Genomic DNA, 21,408 nt, shown 5'->3' on the forward strand with positions numbered 1-21,408 from the left:
GTTGAATTTCTATAATGTTGTTTGATAGAATTTATAGAGGAAAATTTTTTGGAGGTCATTTACTTATGTCAGAAAGAGAAATGTTAGAAAAGATTGTCTTAGGCATTGAGGAACTAAAAAGCGATGTAAAAGAAGTAAAAATTAGACTTGACAGGGTTGAAGAAAGACTTGACAGGGTTGAAGAAAGACTTGACAGGGTTGAAGAAAGACTTGACAGGGTTGAAGAAAGACTTGACAGGGTTGAAGAAAGGCTTGACAGGGTTGAAGAAAGACTTGACAGGGTTGAAGAAAGACTTGATAAGCTTGAGGAAAGGCTTGGTAGGGTTGAGGAAAGAGTTGGTGAACTTGAAGTAAAGGTTTATGCTTTGGAAAGAGAAATTTCTACTATCAAAAATGACATCAGAAATATGCAAACAGAGATGCAGGGTATGCAAGTAGAGATGAAAAATATGCAAACAGAAATTCAAAGCTTAAGACAAGCTGTATTAGAAAATACAGGATGCATAGATACTCTTTTCAATGCTTTTGGAGGGGTTATGCAATTTAAAGCAGATATAGAGAATTTTAAAGCTGAGATAAACAGATTTAAAGAGGAAGCTTCAACTAAAGTAGAAAATCTTGTTGAAGTTACTAACAAAATAAAAGAAGAATATGGTAGACATGACATTGATCTTAGGATTATGAAAGAAAAAATAGGAATTTTAATATAAACTACATAAATAAATTGTTTTTGTGTATTACAAGAAAAAAAGGGGCAGTTTTGAGATAAAGAGCCCCTTTTATTTATTCTTTTAGTAAATTTTTATAATACTCTTCAAAATAACCATAAGTTTCATCATCAAACAGGCAAAACACAACCTTTTCAATGCTTGTTTTAATATTGCTTAAAAACTCAATAGCAGTATCAATCAAAATCTTTGCGCACCTGTCCTTTGGAAATCCAAATATGCCACTTGATACAGCCGGAAATGCTATACTTTTTAAATTATAAAGGTGAGCAAGATACAGGCTATTGTAGATTGCTTTATGGAGTTTTTCATCCTCATTGCCTTCACCATAGATTGGACCAACAGTATGGATTACAAACTTGCAAGGCAAGCAGTAAGCATTTGTTATAACAGCATTTCCTGTTGGCAGAAAGCCAATCTTATTTATAATTTCATCTGATTCTTTTTGTATCTCCTGCCCACCTGCTTTTACAATTGCAAGAGCAACTCCACCACCGTGGTGCAGGTGGCTGTTTGCCGCATTTACAATCGCATCAACATTTTCTTTTGTGATATCACCTTTTTTGATGGTGATTTTTTGGAAAATTTCTTTCGTGGACAATTTATTTTTACCCCCCAGATTTCAAAAAATTTTTTTACTGAGTTGGCAACTTAAACTTTGTTTTTGCTTACAATTTCGTCAAACACAGCTTTTGTGTCAATGCCAAATTTTTCTAAAGAAGAAAGAATGCTCAGACACACGGTAACTTGAGTAAAAAGGCCTGCAGCAAGTAATTTTCCGCAATCTGTGGTTGGGAAGGAGGAGTATTCGTCCAAATTTCTTTTTATATCTTGTGATACGCTATTGTAAACTTGAACAAGCTCGTCAAACGATTTTTGTTCGGGTGCAATCTTTATAAGAGGATTTTTCTTTTTAAAAAGAATTAGAGGTAATACTTTATTATAAATTATTATAAGGCCTATACCAGACAAGAGTCCTAATATGAAAATTAAACTAACCTTCAAGCAATCACATCCTTTCAAAAATTATTATACATCAAATTTATAAAACGTATCAAAAGCTTTAAATGTTACATTTAATTTGCTTCACCTGGTTAACCAAACTGTGCAAAATTGCACAGCCGTCCCTGTCCCAAGAAACAGGAACTCGCGCCGATTTTCGGTCTCCCCACTTGCCCCAAAACCAATATCGATTTCAGGACAGACATGTCACGCAGTACCCTGTCAGGAGAGAGTGGAGTTACCACCGCTACCCTGAGAACTCGCCAGAGATTGTAGTCTCTACTACGACTACCCTCGCTTGTTCCATCCAGTGGCTCAGGTAGTCTCCCTGGCTCACTCCCAAGGCTTTGTATCATCCGCATTACATATTCAATCTCCTTATGCTGCTTCTTCCTTAAACGTACATTCTTCACCGTTTTGCTCACATGCTCTTTTAGTTCTTCCAAACTACTGGTATCAAGCCTGCTAAGAAGTTCCATATAGTTTGACGGTATCCTCTCATTTAACCCAAGCCCTCTTCTTGCTATCACATATGCTGCTGCTATATCTTTTGTCACCATAAACTGCGGTGCGTACTTCAAAATACCTATTACCGATGTATATGCTGGATTAACCTCTATAACTTCTATTCCCTCTCGCTTTGCTAAAAGTTTTACCTTCTTTAAAAGTAACCTGTATCCAAAGTAATGCCTTATCCGTCTTGATTTTCTACCTGAAAAGTCTCCTCTTCTTCCCCTGTCCTGTATGTTAAGACTTTCAATCACTATGGCTTTTTGTTTTCCCTTTGCCATCTGTACTATCCTGTGTGCATACTGCCACCTGTAATACTCCTTCTTGTCAAAGCTGCTATTTTCAAGCTCTGGCATCGGTATCTCACCATATCCCAGAAGTTGTCCCTGCTCATCTGTTTCTACCCATGCCACATTCTTGGGATATGCGTTCGTGTCTATCCCTATAACTCCATTCGCTCTCGTTATCGTAGGCTTTGGGAAAACTTCTTCAACAGCAAAGTAGGCATATACTACACCGTTTCTGAGTTTCAGCTGGGCGGAGTAGGGTTCTCCACAAGTACTTATCGCCTGTAGCAGTTGATTCCTGTCTGTGTACGTTCCGTCTTTCATCTTCCATCCAGGCTGTATCGTCGCATATACGTACTCCCTTTCTCCTACGTTGATTCTGAGTTTGGTAGAATCCCCATCTATCTCAATCCGTGTATTGAGATTACCTTTCTTGCTCCTGTCCCCTTTTGAATACAGATTCCCCTTCCTTTTCTCCTGCCATTCAATCTTGAGTTTTTTGTAAGGCTTGCCGTTTATATGCCGCCTCTTGAGTTTTTCAAAAAGCTGCCTGCCACCAAACACAACTTTTCTTGGGTCTTCGCCACTTTGCTTGCAAGCTTCCAAGATGCTCCTTGCTTTCATTATTGCATCGTCTACATACCTTGAGTTCAAATTGAAAATCCCCTGAAGTTCTCTTTTGAGGGTATTTCTATCCCAGCCTTCTAAAAGCCTTTTGTATGCAAATCTCATACACGAAGTCCATCTTCTCATAAGGTCTAATACTTGTTTTTTATCTTCGCTACTTTCAAATATCAGTTTCGCTTGTATAGTTATCATGTTTTTTCGCACCTCTTCTTCCGTAAATCCTTGCTGCAAAAAATGTTACTATCGCTATTAAATCCTCTGCCAGTTCTTTGTTTATGTCTTCTTCGTTTTCTTGACCGTTTAGCACTATAAGCTCTACTCCATAGCTTTCCATGAAAAATTTGAGATATTCAAACCCAAACCTTGCAAGTCTGTCAGGATACTCCACTACAACTTTTTCAACTTCTCCTCTCTTAATCTTGTTCAAAAGTTTCAACAGTCCCCTTCTGTTCTCGTTTACCCCACTCGCTATCTCAGATATAGTCTCATACTGCCACCCCTGAGAATTGGCATATTCTTCAAGTCTTCTAATCTGATTTTTAAGGTACTCTTCTTGCTTTTTTGTTGATACCCTTGCATACAAAACAACGGTTGGCTTTGGTTTTTCCTCTATCATACCCAGTAGTTTTTCTATGTCTTCTTTTTTATACCTTCTTCTACCCTTTGGGGTTCTAACAGGAGTAATTAACCCCTCTTTCTCCCAGTTTATAAGTGTCCTTCGACTGATTGAGTATATTTCTTTTACTTTTTGCATACTTAATAACATCTATCATCACCTAATTAAAATTATACCTTTCTGCATTATTATCTTCAACTGTTTTAGCCTCCTTTCTCCCTTGATATTTCACTTACCAACTTGCAGTTTTTATGCACTGATTTTCTTTATAGGGACTGTTGTTCTACCGTTTAGTACAAATCTGTCATGCTGAAAAAGCGACTTGAACAAGAAGGGAAGGTCATAGAACTTTCTTTGAAGATGAGGCTTGTCTTTGTAATGATGAAGGTAAAACGGTTTTTTGGAACTCTGGACGTATTCAATAAGCCACTCATCGCAAATGGTTCTTACTCTAACAAGATTTGAATGTATCTCATAACACTTAAAGCCATATTCTTGAGCCAGCCTTGTTGCCTCCTGAAAAAGCCAACCATTCTGGCTCAAAGTTATCATCACACTCCTTTAAAATCAGTTTTTAGATTTTTTCCACTTTCCTTGTTACCATTTTCCTCTTTTCGATAACCACAAAAAATAATTATATTTCTCAATAAAAATTTTCAAAGTTCAATTTTTATGCGAAGTTGTGAAAATAACTTTTGTCACACAAAAATACATATTGACAAATTTTAATAGAATAACTAAAATGTAAATTGTATTTTTCATCTTGATAGCAATAAAAACATTTAATGGGAGGTAAACAAAAGATGTATTCTTTCCGCAGAGAAGTTGCAGTAATAGCGATTTTTGCTTTTATATTTAGCTTTTTCTTCCCGGTTACATTTGTTCAAGCTGCATTTAAAGATGTAAATTCAAACTATTGGGCAAAAGACCTTATCGAAAAGTGGAGCAATACATATCAGGTTGCAAAAGGATATTCTGACGGCACTTTCAAACCTTCCCAGTGTATAAGCAGAGCTGAGTTTGCTAAGTTTTTAGCCAATATCATTGGAGAAATTTCTATAGATGCTGGGAGAAATTTTAAGGATGTAAAAAAGACAGATTGGTATTATTCAGCTTTGAATTCACTGTCAAGATATATAACTGGATACAACGACCAAACATTAAGACCTAACCAATATATAACAAGAGAAGAGGCAGCTGTCATATGTGCCAGAGTATTTGGGATTGAACAGGTCAATGACAACAATGTGCTTTCTGCTTTTAAAGATGCAGATGAGATCTCTTCATGGTCAAGAAATTATGTAGCTGCGCTTGTGCAAAAAAATTATATAAAAGGATACCCAGATGGGACATTTAAACCCAAAAAGTTTATAACTCGGGCAGAGGCATTGAGTATCTTAGACAATATAATGGGTTTACTTTTACATAAAGAGGGATATTACACTTCAAAAGAAGTAAAAGGCAATCTTGTTATCAACAAGTCTGGTGTAAGAATAAATGGCTTTTCAGTAAACGGAAATGTAATTATTGCGGAAGGTGTGGGTAGGGGAAGTGTAAGAATTGAGAATTCCAATATTAATGGCAGCATTATAATTCGCGGTGGCGGTGAACACAGTATAACTTTAGAAAATGTAAAAGCACAAAAGGTAAGAGTTGACAATATTCAGGCGGCTACAAGAGTTGTAGTTTCAGGAAATTCTAATATTGAAAAAGTAGAAGTAAAAGAAAATGCAATAATAGAGAATTTGTCAAGGTTACCAATAAAAAGTATTATGATTAGTTCAAATGAATCTTCAAATATTTTTGTTTCTATAAAAGGAAATGCAGAGAGCGTTGAAATTATTTCGGCAAAGGCAGAAGTTAATATAACTCAAGGGAATATAAATAAGGTTATAATTCAAAACCAAGCAAATTTAAAAGTTGAAACAAACTCGAAAATACAGGAACTGACTGTAAATTCGCAGAACGTTAAAATATTGTCACAGGGCATGATCGAAAAAATACAAGTAAATGAAGAGAAGGTATATGTGAATAATAATGAGACCACAAAAGGGCAAATAGTTACAGTTATAGAGGGCAAAATGGAAAAAATCCGAAATCAGCTGCAAACTTCAAGTCAGAGTAATGCAAGCAGTACTAGTTCCCCAACAACATCAGATAGCATTGCTTCTCTTTCAGAGGGAGGCAGCCAGGCTTCTGTTGGAAGTATAGGAAGCACAACTCTATCTGGCTCTGGACAAACAGGTGGGACACCTTCTGGCTCAACAGGCAGTTTGCCATCAGGTTCAACAGGTGTGTCAAGCTCAGAAAATATTGCTTCGGTTTCTGTTGACAAGGAGACAATCTTAGTTGCTCAGGACAATACTGTCAGTGTTACAGTGAAAGATGCTCAGGGCAATCCTCTTTCTGGCAAATTAGTAACGATAGAGGGCAAAAGTAGCTATACAAATTCAAACGGTGTTGCAACAATTTCACTGAATATTTCTGAGAGCAAAGAATTAATTATAAATGTAGATGGGAAAAACTATGCTGGTCTTTTGTATGCAATCAAACCAACAGAAGGTGTTATAAAACTTAAGTTAAAAACAGGTGCTGATATTTATGAAGACCAGTTTAATGTAAAAATTGTGAGGCAATCTTCGCAGTTTAGCCAAACATATCATGTAAATACAACTGAATTAGGTGTAATTGTGCCAGTAGGAAATGATTACAAAATTTTGGCATGGAAGTATGCCACTGAGAAGGGGCTTATTTATGCGTTGATTAGCAGTGTAAATGTGGTAAACGGAATGAACAGAATTGTTGTTGACACAACAACATCTGAGTTTGTAAATGCTACTATAAACTTCTCTTATGGAAACAAAATGTTAACAGATTATGAGTTTTCAGTGGCAAATAGTACTTACAGTGATGTTTTTACAACCGATGATGTAAAAGTAAATCTCCAGAACAACCAGATAAATATAATTGCAAACAAAGGCACGTACACAATTAAGATTGCAAAGGAGATAAATGGCGAAAAATTGTATTTTGTTAGAACATGCCAGCTAAATACCTCAGGTGCTACTTTACAGTTTGCTTTTACCTCACTTAAAAAATTAACATTTACATTTAATGGATTGTCGAACTTAACTTCTGTTGCAGAGAGCGTGTATGTAAAGCTAAATAACCAAAGATATCAATTGTCTGATGATTTGAGTGTATATTTGCCCAAAGGAACATATACCTTAGATGCGGTTGAGGTAGAAACTTTTGATACTAATAATTCTCATTTAAAGTACACTTTTGCTGTGGATGAAAATAGATTACCTTTGTCAATTGATCTTACTTTACCTGATGAAGAAGTTACCAAACAGGTAGATTTTAACATAAACGAAAATGAAAGTGACTTGGTTGTTTGTAATATAAATGATGAAAGAATAACCGGCTTAAAATCAGGATCTGTTGCTGTTTTGTACGAAAATATAAAAACACACAGTGGTTACAGCTTAGATGTTGTAATAGATGATGCATATCCTAATTTCCTTGGATTTGAGATACCTTATGGTACAAACATAACATTACAGGGTGCTGCCCAGGACCGTCCTCTTAGCGTATTAGCAACAAAAATATTAGAAAATAAAGTTTGCGCGACTTTATTCTATGTACCCAGTGATACAACAGATGGCAACTATAATATAATGATTCAGAAAGATTTAGGACCACTTTATGAAAATCTTGTCTTAGAAAAGAGTTATTCTTTTGAAATTAGTTCAAATAGTGATGCTTCAGGGTATGCGGAGAAGACTTCTAATGTATCAGAAATAGTTGAAAAGGTTTCATACAAAATCGACTCAACTGCTGATGATGTAATATTTATAAGTTTGCCTGCAAATTTACAAATAGTTGACTATAACCAGATGTGTCAGAATATTTTCATGAATTTAATGAGAAATTACCCGCTGGCATTGGATTATGGAGTAAATGACGTTATAGGTATCAGATTTTTCACAGGCAGTGCTGAAGATGTTATGATGTTTATAATTCCTTATATTTATGAAAAACAAGAAAGAATTGCAAGAAGACAAGCAGTTTTACAAAAGGCTCAAGAAATAGTTCAAACAGTAATAGACCAGACATATAATGACTATGACAAAGTTTTGGCGTTGCATGACTATTTAATACTTCATACAAGGTATGATATTGAAAGCTATCTTAACCAAAGTGGACCATTTGACATTCACACCGCATATGGAGCACTTATAAATGGACTTGCTGTGTGCGATGGTTATGCAAAAGCAATGTATGTACTTTTGAACACTGCAGGGATAGAAACAATTGTTGTATACGGTGAAGCAGGTGATGTGGCAAGCAAAGTAGGGCATGCATGGAATATGGTAAAGCTTGATGGAGATTGGTACCAGCTTGATGTAACGTGGGATGATAGGGATAGTCTTGGAGGAGTGGAAATTGATTATAGCTACTTCAATGTAACAGATGATGATATTAGCTCTGACCACTGGTGGGACAGAAACTCGTATCCAACATGTACAGCAACTAACTATAAATATGGAAATTACTACAAAGCAGAAATAGTACCAGAAGTTGTTTACTATAATTTGCCGAACATTGTGCAGATTGTTGTTAAAGACTACAAAGGAAATCTACAACCAGAAAGGCTTGTTACAGTAACTTACTATGACTTTACTACGCAAACTGATGAAGTTGCATTTGCCGGATATACTGACCGAGACGGAAAAGTTACGTTTGACGTTACACCTACTAAATTTATATCATACAGAGTTTATGTAACACCAAGAATGGAACTAAAAGGCTATATTGATGTTATTGAGAAATTAAAACCGGTCACGATAAAATTTAATTTAAATGGCACAGAAGTAACTCAATTTGGTTTAGTTAGAAATGGAATGGAACTTTTCTATACCAATGATGGACAAATTTCTGTTGATATGAGCGTATATTTTGATAACAATGTAACAGTATTTGGAGAAGGTTTTGTAGTAAAAAGAAGCTTGAGCTTTGATGGTTATGACTCAGAAGAAGTTACTGTTTTCAACAATATATATAACGATACATCTGTACAGCTACATGTATATGATGGCACGGCTGACATTGTAGGTGCAAGTATTTACATTATCGACAAAGATACTTACAAGGAGTTATTTGTTGGAACAACAGATGCAGCTGGCAGGTTGCCTCTAATTATTACTAAAGGAGAATATGTTGCAAAGATTGTGTATGGAGACGGAGATGAAGACGTCAAAAACTATGCATATGCAAAATTAAATGTCTTCGAAGATTCCCAAATAGATCTTGATTTAGCTAAGTTCAGCACTGTCCAATTTATACCTCACTTTACTGAGGGTGGATTGGGCTTAAATGATAGACTCTACATTGGATTTGAAACATCTGCATCTTATGCCAAGATTGCAACTTTTATAGGCAAAAGACGTGAAGCCAAATTTGCCCCTGGTGATTATGGGTACGTTTGGGTTTTTGCACACAATCCTTACTATGATGACCCAAGGTCATTGGGATACAAGCCAACAGAAAAGCTTGTTATTTCACCTTATCCGCAGATTATAACTTATGACCTTGGCATTGATGCAAGCAAAATTGCAATAAAAAGTGTGTATAAGTTCAATAAGGATACTTGGGAGTTTGAGCCAACCACATTAGATAGTGTTTACCAGGGCGATGTGTTGAAATTGGACATTTATATTCCAACTTACAGTCACTACATCATAGGAGAAACCGGCGTATGCATGGAGATGGCATATGAGAATCAACCAAGTATATCCTTTGTAGCTTCTGCTATACCGTATCCAGTAACTGCTGTAATAAAAGCACAGGATTTGAATGAATATAATCTTGAAGAATTCTTCATGGGTTTTGATGATAAAGCAGATACATGGAGCATCATCTTGGCAGGTGTGAATGGTGATTTGAATTCCACCCTGATTATAAATCTTCCATTTACGCCGTATGATGGAAATTATACATTGCAATGTCCGATTAAAGTATATCAGGCTCAAAATTCTTCGAGCGGTGGTTCACCAAGAAGAATATTTATAAAGATGCTTCAGCTAAAAAATAATTTCAAGCAGATGAATACCATAAAAAAGTAAGGAGAAATGAGGGGGAGACAAATCTCTCCCTCATTATTTATTTATGATATAACAAGAATATACATTGTATTCAAAAAACAGCAAACAAATTTTAGCTTGATAAGAGAAAATAGATGCATTAAAATATAAAAGTTATAATGTAATAAAGGTTGACAATAGAAAAACAAATTTTTAAATATATCTCTTTCCATGGAGGTTTTTAACTATGGAAAAGCAAGTAAAATATATCTTTGTCACAGGCGGGGTAGTGTCCGGGCTTGGCAAGGGAATCACAGCAGCATCAATAGGAAGGCTTTTAAAAGCGCGCGGCTTAAAGGTTACAATGCAAAAGTTTGACCCATATATAAACGTTGACCCAGGAACTATGAGTCCATATCAGCACGGAGAGGTCTTTGTCACAGATGATGGTGCTGAGACCGACTTAGATCTTGGTCACTATGAAAGGTTCATCGATGAAAACCTTACAAAAAACAGCAATGTCACAACAGGGAAAATTTACTGGTCTGTGATTCAAAGAGAGAGGCGTGGCGATTTTCTTGGTGGCACGGTTCAGGTAATACCCCACATTACAAATGAAATTAAAGAGAGAATCTACAGGCTTGGCAAAAGCAACTCCACAGATGTTGTTATAACAGAGATAGGTGGGACTGTTGGTGACATTGAAAGTCTTCCGTTTTTGGAGGCTATAAGACAGGTTGCGACAGATATTGGAAAAGAAAATGTTCTGTATGTTCATGTGACTCTTGTGCCATATCTTTCAAAGTCTGGAGAGCTCAAAACAAAACCCACGCAGCACTCTGTAAAAGAGCTTCGGTCAATTGGCATTCAGCCTGATATTATTGTTTGCAGAACAGAAAAGCCACTTTCACAAGACCTCAAAGCCAAAATCGCCCTGTTTTGCAATTTAAAACCTGAATATGTCATTCAGAACTTGGATGCAGAAAGCCTGTATGAGGTGCCTCTCATGCTTGAAAAAGAGGGTCTTGGTGAGATTATATGTGAAAAACTTGGTTTTGCCTGCACAAAGCCAGACCTTTCTGACTGGATTGAGATAGTTGAAAAAGAAAAAAATCTTAAAAAGAATGTAACAATTGCCCTTGTTGGCAAGTACGTTGAGCTTCATGATGCGTATTTGTCTGTTGCAGAGGCACTAAAACATGCAGGGATTGCAAACGATAGCCATGTTGAGATTCTGTGGACAAATGCAGAAGAAGTTAATTATGAAAATGCTAATGAAAAACTCAAAAGCGCAGACGGAATTTTAGTACCGGGCGGATTTGGTGACAGAGGAATTGAAGGTAAGATTGCAGCTATAAAATATGCAAGGGAGAATAAAATTCCGTTTTTTGGAATATGTTTGGGAATGCAGTGTGCGGTGATAGAATTTGCAAGAAACGTACTTGGACTTGAAAAAGCTAACTCAACAGAGTTTGATGAAGCAACACCATACCCTGTGATTGACATCATGCCAGAGCAAAAAGACATATTCACAAAAGGCGGTACTATGAGGCTTGGACTTTACCCGTGCAAGCTTGAGGAAGGCACTCTTGCTCACAGAATTTACAACGATGAACTTGTATATGAAAGGCACAGACACAGGTATGAGTTCAATAATGAATTCAAGGAAAAATTCAAGCAAGCCGGCATGGTATTTTCAGGAATATCGCCAGACAGAAGGCTTGTTGAGATAATAGAGCTGAAAGACCACCCATGGTTTTTGGGCGTGCAGTTTCATCCCGAGTTCAAGTCGCGCCCGCAAAGACCTCATCCAATCTTTTCAGATTTTATAAGAGCATCTCTTGAGCACAAGGCGAAAAAAGAGGGGGTATGAAGACTTTTAGACCCCCTCTTTTTGTTTCGATAGTTTCTCAGAATAGCTTTATCTTCCTCTTCTTCTTGTGTATGTAAAGTCCAAAGTTTTTGGCCTTTGCTGCCTTGGCAGTTCTGAAATAAGGTATATAACAAAAAGATGAATTAGAAATAGCACAAGGTTTAGTCCCACATGTATATAAACGTAAAGAGGTCTCTGAAGAATTACCATTTTTGAAGATTCTCTTGCAAACTCTACAAGTCCCATCAGGTGTATTGAAAAAACCTGCAAAAGTAACATCATAAAGTTTGGAAATTGGACATTGAACATAAACAAAACAGCAAGTATGCATGATATAACAAAACCTGGTAAAAGCAACAGAGTAGATGTTATGTAAAATCTTAAAATAATCGTTATCAAAAATATCACAACTAAACATATCATCGACCAGATAAAGAGAAGCATTCCATTGTTTGAAAACAGGTTAGTACCTGCAAAAAAGCAAAGGTATATCAAAAGCCAAAGAAATATTTCAAATGCAACGTTTCTATTTTCCATAGTATCATAGCTCTTAAAGGAAATTTAAGAGCTTTTACCCTCCTTTTCCAGCATCATAAGGACTTACTTTTTGAAATTACTCCAAAATCAATTATACATTAAAATATCGAATTAGTGTATAATTAAATTGTCAGACTGGAAAATTGAAAAATTTCATTTAAAAAAAAAGGGGGATTTTAAGTTTCATGTCCAAAGCACATATCCTTGTTGTTGATGATGAAAAACCAATTGTTGATATTATAAAATTTAATTTAGAAAAGGAAGGATATAAGGTAACAGCATCATATGACGGTGAGGATGCGTTAAATAGAATAAAAAATGAAAGTTTCGACATGGTACTTCTGGATGTAATGCTTCCTAAACTTGACGGGTTTTCTGTGTGCAAAAAAGTCCGGGAATTTTCAGATGTTCCAATTATAATGATAACAGCAAAGGCAGATGAAGTTGACAAAGTTTTAGGATTGGAGCTTGGGGCGGATGATTACATAACAAAACCGTTTGGTATAAGAGAACTTATTGCAAGAATTAGAGCAAATTTGAGAAGGACAGCCCAGATTTCCACACAAGATGGCAAGGTGTTAAAAGCAGGGGCTTTGACCTTGAACCCTGAGACGTTTGAGGTGAAAAAAAACGGCAAAGTTATTGAGCTTACTGTAAGAGAATATGAGCTTTTGAAGTTTTTGATGTCTCAAAAAGGTCAGGTGTTTTCAAGAGAAGAGCTTTTAGAAAAAGTTTGGGACTATGAGTATTATGGAGATGTCAGAACTGTGGATGTTACTGTAAGAAGACTGAGAGAGAAGATTGAAGACAACCCGTCAGAACCAGCTTTTATTTTGACAAAGAGGGGAATTGGCTACTACTTTAATCCGAACATATAAAGGTAAGGGGAAAAAAATACACAATGACAAGAAGCATAGAAAGCAGGCTCATACTTGTTTTTGGACTTTTAATTTTGATGGTTATGTTTATATCAAGTTTTTTCATCATAGACAGGACAAAAAACTACTTTTATGAAGATGTCCAGAAAAAGATTGAGTTTATGGTAAACTCATCACTCATCAGGCTTTTAGAGGATAAAAACCTGCCGCAGCAGAAAATCCAAACTATCGTTGACCAGTCGATGAAAGAAAGTCAGTACGGGTTTATGATTCAAAAACTTATTGTGACAGATAGCAGAGGGAAGGTTCTTGCATCTTTCCCGAGGATGGATATTAGCTTTTTCCCGTCAGATGAGATTTTGACAAGCCTTGCGGGCTACAAGGTTGTAAAGCAGGAAGTAGAGGACCAGGCGATGGTTTTTGCATTCCCGATAAAAAGTGGCAGGTCGGTAGAAAGGGCACTGTATTTGGAGGTATCTGTTCAGAATATTCTTGCAACTGTGACTGACATCAAAAACATACTTCTGATGGCTTATATTGTTGCCATGATATTTTCACTCTTTATTGGTTTTCTATTTGCAAAGACTCTTTCAAACCCACTCAGAAAACTTACCAAGCAGGCACTTGAGATGGCAGAAGGAAATCTTGATGTGAAGATTGAAATTTCAAGCCAGGATGAGATTGGTAAGCTTGCAAGTGCTTTTAAGGTCATGGCGACAAATGTAAAAAAATATATATCAGAACTTGAATTTGAAAAGCAAAAGCTTGAAAGAATTCTTCAGAACATGTCGGATGGAGTTTTGGCTGTAAACTCTAAAAATGAAATCATTCATATCAATGAGAGTGCAAAAAAGTTTTTGAAAGGTGATGTTGAAAGGTTTTTAGTACATGTTCAAAGTGACAAAAATAAGGACTTTACCCAGAACATATATGAAGTTGATGGATGGACGATTGAGATCAATACAGCAACTTTTATAGATTCATACCAAGGTACTGGTACAATATTTATCCTTCACGATATAACTCAGCAGGCAAAACTTGATAGAATGCGAAAACAGTTTGTTGCAGATGTGTCTCATGAGCTTAGAACTCCAATCACAACCATCAAGACATATTCTGAAACTCTTTTGGATGTTGATGATGAGGCTGTGAAAAGAGAGTTTTTGGGTGTGGTCATAAAAGAGTGTGATAGGATGACAAGGCTTATTTCTGATCTTTTGTATCTTTCTCGACTTGACAGTGGGGAGAATATTTTAAAGGTTGAAGAGATAAATGTTAGTGAACTTGTAAGGTTTGTATGTGAAAAGATGAGGATTCATGCAAAGAAGAAAAACCAGAGTCTTTTATGTTGTGCAGAAGAGAACGTGGTAATTACAGCCGATAGAGACAGGCTTGAACAGGTGCTGATAAATCTTATAAACAACGCCATTGTCTATGTTCAAGAAGGCGGGCAAATAGAGGTTAAGCTTGAAAAGAATGAGGAGCATGTTAAGATAACTGTAAAGGACAACGGGCCAGGAATTCCTGAAGATGATCTTCCGCGTATATTTGAAAGGTTTTACAGGGTTGACAAGGCAAGGTCGCGAAGCCTTGGCGGTAGCGGGCTTGGTCTTTCGATTGCTGATGAGATTGTAAAGGCACACGGCGGGAGAATTTTGGTTGATAGCAAAGAAGGGGTTGGTACAACCTTTACTGTTGTGCTTCCGGTAAAAAGAAGTGTGTAACATCTTTTGTAATGCGCTCTTAACACGGTTGTAACAAATTTGTAATAATAAAATTGTATAATGTAAGTAGGATGATTGTAACTTGACGGTGAGGCTGAAATGAAAAAGCTTGGGCTGGTACTGGCGATGATACTTATTTTGTCAATAGGTACGGTGGCTTTAGCAGATAGCAGCAAAACATCTGCCAAGGCAAAGAATATAAATTCAGTTGAGATAGATGGCAGCAAGGTGACAGCAACTGCATCTTCTCTTGTTGAGATAGCAGAGTATGATGTTGATCTGAGCACTCCAGTATTTGTTTTATCTGGTAAAGGGTCCGAAGGTGTGCAAATTTGTATATATACAAAAAAGGACAAGAAAGAGGCATTTTCGCAGCAGGGTCTTGTTGAAAAGTTTACGGTGGGTAAGTCGGGTTATTTTGCTAAAAAGATAAATGTAAATGAAGGTACCACATATATTCTGGTTGTTGCAACAAAAGATAGTGACACTCAGCTGAGCATTCTAAAGGTCTCATACGAAAAAAAAGAGAGTTTTCTTGCAAAGGTTGAAAAGGCAATATCAAATTTTATAAGTTCGCTTGGCAAATAAAAAAAGAGGGTAAGGTGGATGAGAAAAAGTAAAGTAGAAGTTATAAAAAGCATAGTGCTGAGTATACTTGTTATACTCAGCATTTATTTGTATTACAAGGTTTATTTTGACTACAAGGTTGAAGACATTGTAAAAGCAGTTGACATTTATCAGAATTCTCAGTCAGATCAGGAACTTTTGAAAAGGGCAAGGAAAATTCTGGCGTCTCCAAAGGAGATGTACTTAAACATTTCTAAAAATGTAGCTGTAAGAGTGCTAAGTAATCAAGAACAATATTCGCAGGTGGTTTTAAAACTTGTAGAAGGAATTGAAAAATTGCTTATAAAAAAAGAGTTTGAAATAAGTTTAAAAAATATTTCTACCAACTTTTTTAAACAAAAAAGAGTTTTAATTTTAGACTTTGGATATAAAATAAACTTTAATATCTTTTTGTATGAACTGGCAAAAAGAAATATTGGAAGGGAGACGCAAGGTTTTGAGTTTAACATGATTTTTATTGAGGAAAATGACAAAAATACGATACTTTACTTTTTCAACTCTCAAAAGCAAAGTTCAGTTGTTATGAAATTTCCCCAATTTGGCTTTATGCCTTTGGAAGATTCGATTGAGAAGGAACTAAAGCTTGTATATTCATGGTCAGACAGTCTTGGATTTACTGAGATTGCCAATAAAGATATTTTGATACCGGTTGAGTTTTCAGATGTTCAATTTTCTGAGATAAAGACAAGTGAGAGTAGCTACAAAAAAGATCTGATTGTGCGACGACTTTTTCCAGATACAATCTTGACAAGAAAAAATATATTGAAAAATGGTGATATGGTAATAACAGATGAAAGAAGAACTCTTCAGCTAAAGAATGATGGAAGATTTGTTTTTGAATACTCGGAAAGTGTCTTTGGCGAAAAGGTTGACTCTATTTCTGATGCACTTATGTTTTTCTTGAGAACATTTTACACAGGAGAGGATTTAAGGATTTGTAAAGTTGAATTTAAAAACGATGGTGATTTTAAGGTATATCTTATGACAAGAGCAAATGGCATTGATGTGGTTGCAGGAGATGAAGAATTTTGTGCTAAGATTGAAGTGCGAGGTGGAAGGCTACAAGAAATTTCGGGGTATCTTTTTGACATGCTTAGGGTAAGGACCTCTCAGATAAAGGTTGACGGTATTGCAGCAATTGACACTATAAAGGAAAGAAAAGGAGATATTTTTATAGAAGAGATAGACCTTGAATATATTTCGGGTGGGGCAAGCTTATACCCTTACTGGAAGATAAATACCCAGAGCGGGGTTGTATATGTTGAGACAATAAAGTAGTAAAAGGAGACTTGTTTGTGAAGATGAACTGGGCAAAAGCAAAAACAATTGCAATTATGGTGTTCTTCTTGATATTTATTTTTCTTGTCATAAAATATCTCAATCTTTTTCCAAAAGAAGAAAGCTTGACAGTTGAGCAAATAAACATGGCAAAAAGTATACTTTCACAAAATTCTATAAAACTCTCTTGTAGCATTGATAGAAAGATTTATTATGTGTCGAAACTTAGCGTTGCCATTGAGAGCAAGTATGATAATATTGTGACAAAGCTTTTTGGGAAAAGGGTTGACAGATATCAAAATGAGTTTGAAAGTAGCATCTACCACCTCAAAATCGTAAACCAGACACTATTTTTGGAGTCTAAATATTATCAAGACCCGTTTGAGCTTTTTGACATAAAAAGGGTCGATTATATAAAAGACTATGATGGAAGCTTTGTGCAGGTGTACAAGGGCTATCCTATTTTTGATGGAAAGCTAACAGTAAAAAAACAGGGGGATTCTACCTTGTACATCTTTACAAAAGTCAATCCCAGAAGGTTTGAGATTAAACGAAGCAGAGCAATCTCAGCTTTAGAAGCAATTTTTAACCTTTTGAACCAGCAAAGAAGAATAAAAGAGATTCAGAACATAAAGTTTGGGTTTTACTTAAAAGATTTCAACGTCATCCATGGTCAGGCAATTCCAGTCTGGCGAATCACAGCAGACGGCAATGTTTATTATATAAACGGATTTACGGGGATGTTGGAGTAAGTAAATGAGAAATAAAGAAGAGAAGCAGGGCAGGGGCTTTATAAACTTTTGAGCCTCTGCCTTTTTGTTTTTGTTCAAAAATCTTAAATTTAGATACCACTTCTTAAAAAAGCTCTCTTTTTTATAGACTTTGCCCCATTTTATAATAAAATCAGAAAAACAAATTGTAGTTTATGTAATATAAAAAATATAACCTCAATAGAAGGAAGGCGATGTATCATGGAATCAGCTATCTCACCAAATATGCAGCAAAGCCGTAAAAGTAGTTTTAGAAAATTTTTGCACAAATTAAATGAACAAAAATACCTTCAGGCAATGGCGATACCCGGTGTAATTTGGATGATAATTTTTAACTATATACCAATGTATGGAATCATAATTGCATTTAAAGAATATGATATTACGCTGGGGTTTAATAGGTCACCATGGGTTGGGTTAGCAAACTTTAAAGAATTCTTTGCTGATGAAAGGTTTTGGCTAATTATCAAAAATACTGTTGGTATAAGTTTTTTCAAGCTTTTAGTAGGATTTCCATTACCAATTTTGTTTGCTGTGCTTTTAAATGAACTTGTATCTGTGAGATTTAAAAGAACTGTTCAAACAATATCATACCTGCCTCACTTTATCTCTTGGGTTGTACTTGGTGGAATACTTATGAACTGGCTGTCTGAAACAGGTCTTATAAATATAATTTTGACCAAATTAGGAATACTAAAGCAACCAATAGCTTTTTTAGCAGAACCCAAATATTTTTGGGGAATAACAGTTGTATCTGAGGTTTGGAAAGAGCTTGGTTGGAATGCGATAATATACTTAGCAGCAATTGCTGGAATTGACCCCGAACTTTATGAAGCAGCAACAGTTGATGGGGCGGGAAGATTCACAAAGATGTTTAAGATAACCATACCGTGTATCTCTGGTACAATTGCTATTATGTTTATTTTGGCAGTAAGTGGGCTTATGAACTCCAACTTTGACCAGATTTTTGTTCTCAGAAATCCACTTAATGCTGACGCTTCTGACGTTATTGATATATATGTTTATCGAATGGGGATAGAAGCTTTCAGGTTCTCATATGCAACTGCAATTGGTCTTTTTAAGTCAATAATTGCGCTAATGTTATTACTTACAGCTAATACTTTAACAAAGAAACTTACAGACAAATCACTATTTTAAATCTATCTAAAGTATGTTTAAAAAAGAGGTGGAAATAAACTATGAAAATTAAATCTTCAGTTGGAGATAGAGTGTTTAATATAGTCAATGTCACACTTATGATTATTATCTGTTTTTTAACATTATATCCAGTTTGGTACATTATAGTATATTCATTTAACGAAGGAAAGGATGCGATGCTTGGCGGTATCTATTTTTGGCCGCGCAAGTTTACGTTAGATAATTACAAAACAGTATTTAGCAATAGCGACATCACAACAGCATTTATGGTAACAGTAGCAAGAACTGTTATAACAACTACGCTGCACGTATTTTTTACTTCAATGGTTGCATATGCGTTCTTAAGAAAAGAGCTTATGGGAAGAAAGATTTACATGGCAATGGGAACAGTAACCCTCTTTTTTGGAGGAGGTCTTATACCGTACTTCCTACTTATTAAAAGTTTGGGGCTATACAATACATTTTGGGTATATGTAATACCTGGAATGTTCAACTTTTACAATCTCATTATATTTCAGGCCTTTTTCAGAGAACTTCCAATTGAACTTGAAGAGTCTGCTAAAATCGATGGTGCCAATGATTTTGTTATATTCACAAGGATAATTTTACCACTTTCAACACCAGTTTTGGCAACAATAGCACTCTTTGTTGGTGTTTATAACTGGAATGACTATTTCATGGGTGTTATTTTTATCAATAACCCAAAACTGCAACCCATCCAGACATTTTTGTACAAGGTAATAGCGCAGGTTACTTCAAACCAGATGCTTGCTTATGCCCCAGGTGGGATTGCAACACGAAATGTAACTTCTCAATCGTTAAAGATGGCAACTATGGTTATAACCACAATGCCAATTGTATGTGTATACCCGTTTTTACAGAAATATTTTGTTAAAGGACTTTTAATAGGTGCAATAAAAGGATAATTGTATTTCAAGTTGGTTATACCACCCTGGCGGCAACTGCACAGTGTGCAGTTTGCAAATAAAAAATAAATTAAAGTGTAGGGAGGTTTGATGATAGTATGGTTTACAAATTTAAAAGATTATTTGTTATGTTGCTTGTGTTGGCCTTTGTTGTAAGTATAATTCCTATTGCTGTAAGTTCAGCAGCAAGTTCTGTCAAGCCTGGTTGGAAGGAAGATGCCAAAAAACCAATAACATTTGACTGGTACATCAACTTTTCGTGGTTTGGAACAAAGTGGGGTGGAAATGCAGTTTCTGATTATGTTACTAAAAAGACTGGTGTAAAGATTAACTTTATTGTTCCAGCAGGAAATGAAAACGAAAAGTTAAATGTTATGATTGCGTCAAATACACTACCAGACTTTATAACTCTTGGCTGGTGGGAAGAAGCTGTAAGAAAAATGATATCAGGAAAACTTGTATATGCTTTGGATGAACTTGCAAAGAAGTATGACCCATATTTCTTCACTGTTGCAAATAAACAGAGGCTTGGATGGTACACACAGCCAGATGGTCATGTTTATGGCTATCCAAATGCTTCCTATACACCAGATGATTTTAAAAATCCAAAACTTAAAATATATTCTAACCAGACATTCTTAGTCAGAAAGGACATGTACGAAGCTCTTGGTAAGCCTGATATGAGGAAACCAGACACATTCTTAAAAGCGTTAGCTGATGCTAAGAAGAAATTCCCAACAGTAAATGGTCAGCCTCTTATCCCGATCGGGTTCCATGAATTCACAGATACAGGGTGTTATTCGTTTGAAACATATTTATGGAATTTTTTAGCACTTCCACGTGAGAGAAACGGGAAACTCTATGATGTAAGAGAAAATCCGGAATATATAAGATGGCTCAAAACATTTAACGAAGCATACAGAAGAGGATTAATAGCAAAAGACGTATTTATTGACAAAAGAGCACAGATGGAAGAAAAGATTGCCCAAGGCAGATACTTTAGTATGATTTATCAGAGGACAGACTTTGTTGCTCAGCAGCAAGAGCTATACAAGAAGAATCCAAACATGATATATATCGCAGTTGATGGTCCTGCAAACTCGAAACTTGAAAAACCAAAGCTTGCAGGTCCTGGCATTGCAGGTTGGACTCTCACCATGATTTCAAAGAACAACAAAGATCCAAAAAGAGCTATAAGATTTATGAGCTACTGGCTCAGCCCAGAAGGTCAAAAAGATTTCTATCTTGGGCCAAAAGGTGTAACATGGGATGTTATTAATGGCAAAGAGCAGTTCAAGCCAGAGGTAGTAAAACTTATGCAGACAGACAGACCAACATTTGACAAAAAATATGGTGCAGAGCTTACCTACTGGATGCTTGGTGATTGGCCATATGTATCGCAATGGGATCCAGGTATGCCACCATACCTGCAACAGATGGCAGACTGGACAGTCGGCAAGACTGTAAGCTATGCGCAGTATGATGGGCTTGACCCAGCTGCTGACTCACCCGAAGGTGTTATTGCAAGAAAAGTTGCACTCAAGTGGGGGCAAGTATTGCCAAAACTTATAATGGCAAAATCAAGCTCAGAATTTGATAAAATATTCAAAGAATTTGTTGATTACAAAAAACAAGTGGGTTATGACAAAGTTCTTGCATATATGCAGAAGAAGCTTGAAGAAAATAAAAAGAAGTTAGGGCTCAAATAATTAATATACTTAAATAGAATGTTTGAGGGGGCTGATGGTAAGGGAAATTGTTGCCATCAGCCTTTTTTAAAA

The 21,408-nt window shown here is 35.9% G+C and carries 17 protein-coding genes; 11 read left to right on the forward strand and 6 right to left on the reverse strand.

Going from position 1 to position 21,408, the window contains the following annotated elements:
- Positions 1–65 precede the first annotated feature (65 nt).
- Positions 66–710 carry a coiled-coil domain-containing protein gene (locus tag CaldiYA01_RS00175; protein ID WP_207180163.1) on the forward strand — a complete coding sequence of 215 codons (645 nt, stop codon included), beginning with the start codon at positions 66–68 and terminating at the stop codon, positions 708–710.
- Positions 711–783: 73 nt separating this feature from the next.
- Here the strand turns inward: CaldiYA01_RS00175 and CaldiYA01_RS00180 are convergent, their stop codons facing one another.
- The 5 genes from CaldiYA01_RS00180 to CaldiYA01_RS00200 form a co-directional block, all read right to left on the reverse strand.
- Positions 784–1,329 (reverse strand): macro domain-containing protein, encoded by a 546-nt coding sequence (locus tag CaldiYA01_RS00180; RefSeq protein ID WP_207180166.1) that lies wholly within the window; start codon positions 1,327–1,329, stop codon positions 784–786.
- 50 nt (positions 1,330–1,379) lie between these two features.
- Positions 1,380–1,733: a hypothetical protein gene (locus tag CaldiYA01_RS00185; protein WP_207180168.1), complete on the reverse strand. Its 354-nt coding sequence runs from the start codon at positions 1,731–1,733 to the stop codon at positions 1,380–1,382.
- 89 nt (positions 1,734–1,822) lie between these two features.
- Positions 1,823–3,346 (reverse strand): IS200/IS605 family accessory protein TnpB-related protein, encoded by a 1,524-nt coding sequence (locus CaldiYA01_RS00190; RefSeq protein ID WP_207180170.1) that lies wholly within the window; start codon positions 3,344–3,346, stop codon positions 1,823–1,825.
- The gene (locus CaldiYA01_RS00195) at positions 3,315–3,920 is read right to left on the reverse strand and encodes an IS607 family transposase (RefSeq protein ID WP_207180172.1); all 606 of its coding nucleotides are present in this window, start codon (positions 3,918–3,920) and stop codon (positions 3,315–3,317) included. Before CaldiYA01_RS00195 ends, CaldiYA01_RS00190 begins: the two co-directional genes overlap by 32 nt.
- A gap of 99 nt (positions 3,921–4,019) precedes the next feature.
- The gene (locus CaldiYA01_RS00200) at positions 4,020–4,322 is read right to left on the reverse strand and encodes a hypothetical protein (RefSeq protein ID WP_207180174.1); all 303 of its coding nucleotides are present in this window, start codon (positions 4,320–4,322) and stop codon (positions 4,020–4,022) included.
- 251 nt (positions 4,323–4,573) lie between these two features.
- Between CaldiYA01_RS00200 and CaldiYA01_RS00205 the strand changes: the two genes are divergently transcribed.
- A complete protein-coding gene (locus tag CaldiYA01_RS00205) occupies positions 4,574–9,898 on the forward strand; it encodes an S-layer homology domain-containing protein (RefSeq protein WP_207180182.1) in 5,325 nt (1,774 codons plus the stop codon).
- 205 nt (positions 9,899–10,103) lie between these two features.
- Positions 10,104–11,729: a CTP synthase gene (locus CaldiYA01_RS00210; protein WP_207180184.1), complete on the forward strand. Its 1,626-nt coding sequence runs from the start codon at positions 10,104–10,106 to the stop codon at positions 11,727–11,729.
- Between the two features lie 48 nt (positions 11,730–11,777).
- On the opposite strand, the gene CaldiYA01_RS00215 is transcribed toward CaldiYA01_RS00210, so the two are convergent.
- Entirely contained in the window at positions 11,778–12,266 is a 489-nt protein-coding gene (locus CaldiYA01_RS00215; RefSeq protein WP_207180186.1) for a hypothetical protein, read from the reverse strand.
- Between the two features lie 185 nt (positions 12,267–12,451).
- On the opposite strand from CaldiYA01_RS00215, the gene CaldiYA01_RS00220 reads away from it, so the two are divergent.
- From CaldiYA01_RS00220 to CaldiYA01_RS00255, 8 genes are all read left to right on the forward strand, one after another.
- Positions 12,452–13,144: a response regulator gene (locus tag CaldiYA01_RS00220; protein ID WP_207180188.1), complete on the forward strand. Its 693-nt coding sequence runs from the start codon at positions 12,452–12,454 to the stop codon at positions 13,142–13,144.
- A 23-nt stretch (positions 13,145–13,167) separates the two neighbouring features.
- A complete protein-coding gene (locus CaldiYA01_RS00225; protein ID WP_207180189.1) occupies positions 13,168–14,868 on the forward strand; it encodes an ATP-binding protein in 1,701 nt (566 codons plus the stop codon).
- Between the two features lie 99 nt (positions 14,869–14,967).
- Entirely contained in the window at positions 14,968–15,456 is a 489-nt protein-coding gene (locus CaldiYA01_RS00230) for a hypothetical protein (RefSeq protein WP_207180191.1), read from the forward strand.
- An 18-nt stretch (positions 15,457–15,474) separates the two neighbouring features.
- Positions 15,475–16,773 (forward strand): two-component system activity regulator YycH, encoded by a 1,299-nt coding sequence (gene yycH / locus CaldiYA01_RS00235; protein WP_207180193.1) that lies wholly within the window; start codon positions 15,475–15,477, stop codon positions 16,771–16,773.
- A gap of 23 nt (positions 16,774–16,796) precedes the next feature.
- Positions 16,797–17,525 carry a hypothetical protein gene (locus CaldiYA01_RS00240; RefSeq protein WP_207182690.1) on the forward strand — a complete coding sequence of 243 codons (729 nt, stop codon included), beginning with the start codon at positions 16,797–16,799 and terminating at the stop codon, positions 17,523–17,525.
- A gap of 219 nt (positions 17,526–17,744) precedes the next feature.
- Positions 17,745–18,701, forward strand: a complete 957-nt coding sequence (locus tag CaldiYA01_RS00245; RefSeq protein WP_207180194.1) for an ABC transporter permease — start codon at positions 17,745–17,747, stop codon at positions 18,699–18,701.
- Positions 18,702–18,742: 41 nt separating this feature from the next.
- Positions 18,743–19,627, forward strand: a complete 885-nt coding sequence (locus CaldiYA01_RS00250) for a carbohydrate ABC transporter permease (RefSeq protein WP_207180196.1) — start codon at positions 18,743–18,745, stop codon at positions 19,625–19,627.
- Positions 19,628–19,755: 128 nt separating this feature from the next.
- Entirely contained in the window at positions 19,756–21,336 is a 1,581-nt protein-coding gene (locus tag CaldiYA01_RS00255) for an extracellular solute-binding protein (protein WP_408612174.1), read from the forward strand.
- Positions 21,337–21,408 lie beyond the last annotated feature (72 nt).

This window comes from Caldicellulosiruptor diazotrophicus (assembly GCF_017347585.1).
In the GTDB taxonomy this organism is placed as follows: domain Bacteria; phylum Bacillota; class Thermoanaerobacteria; order Caldicellulosiruptorales; family Caldicellulosiruptoraceae; genus Caldicellulosiruptor; species Caldicellulosiruptor diazotrophicus.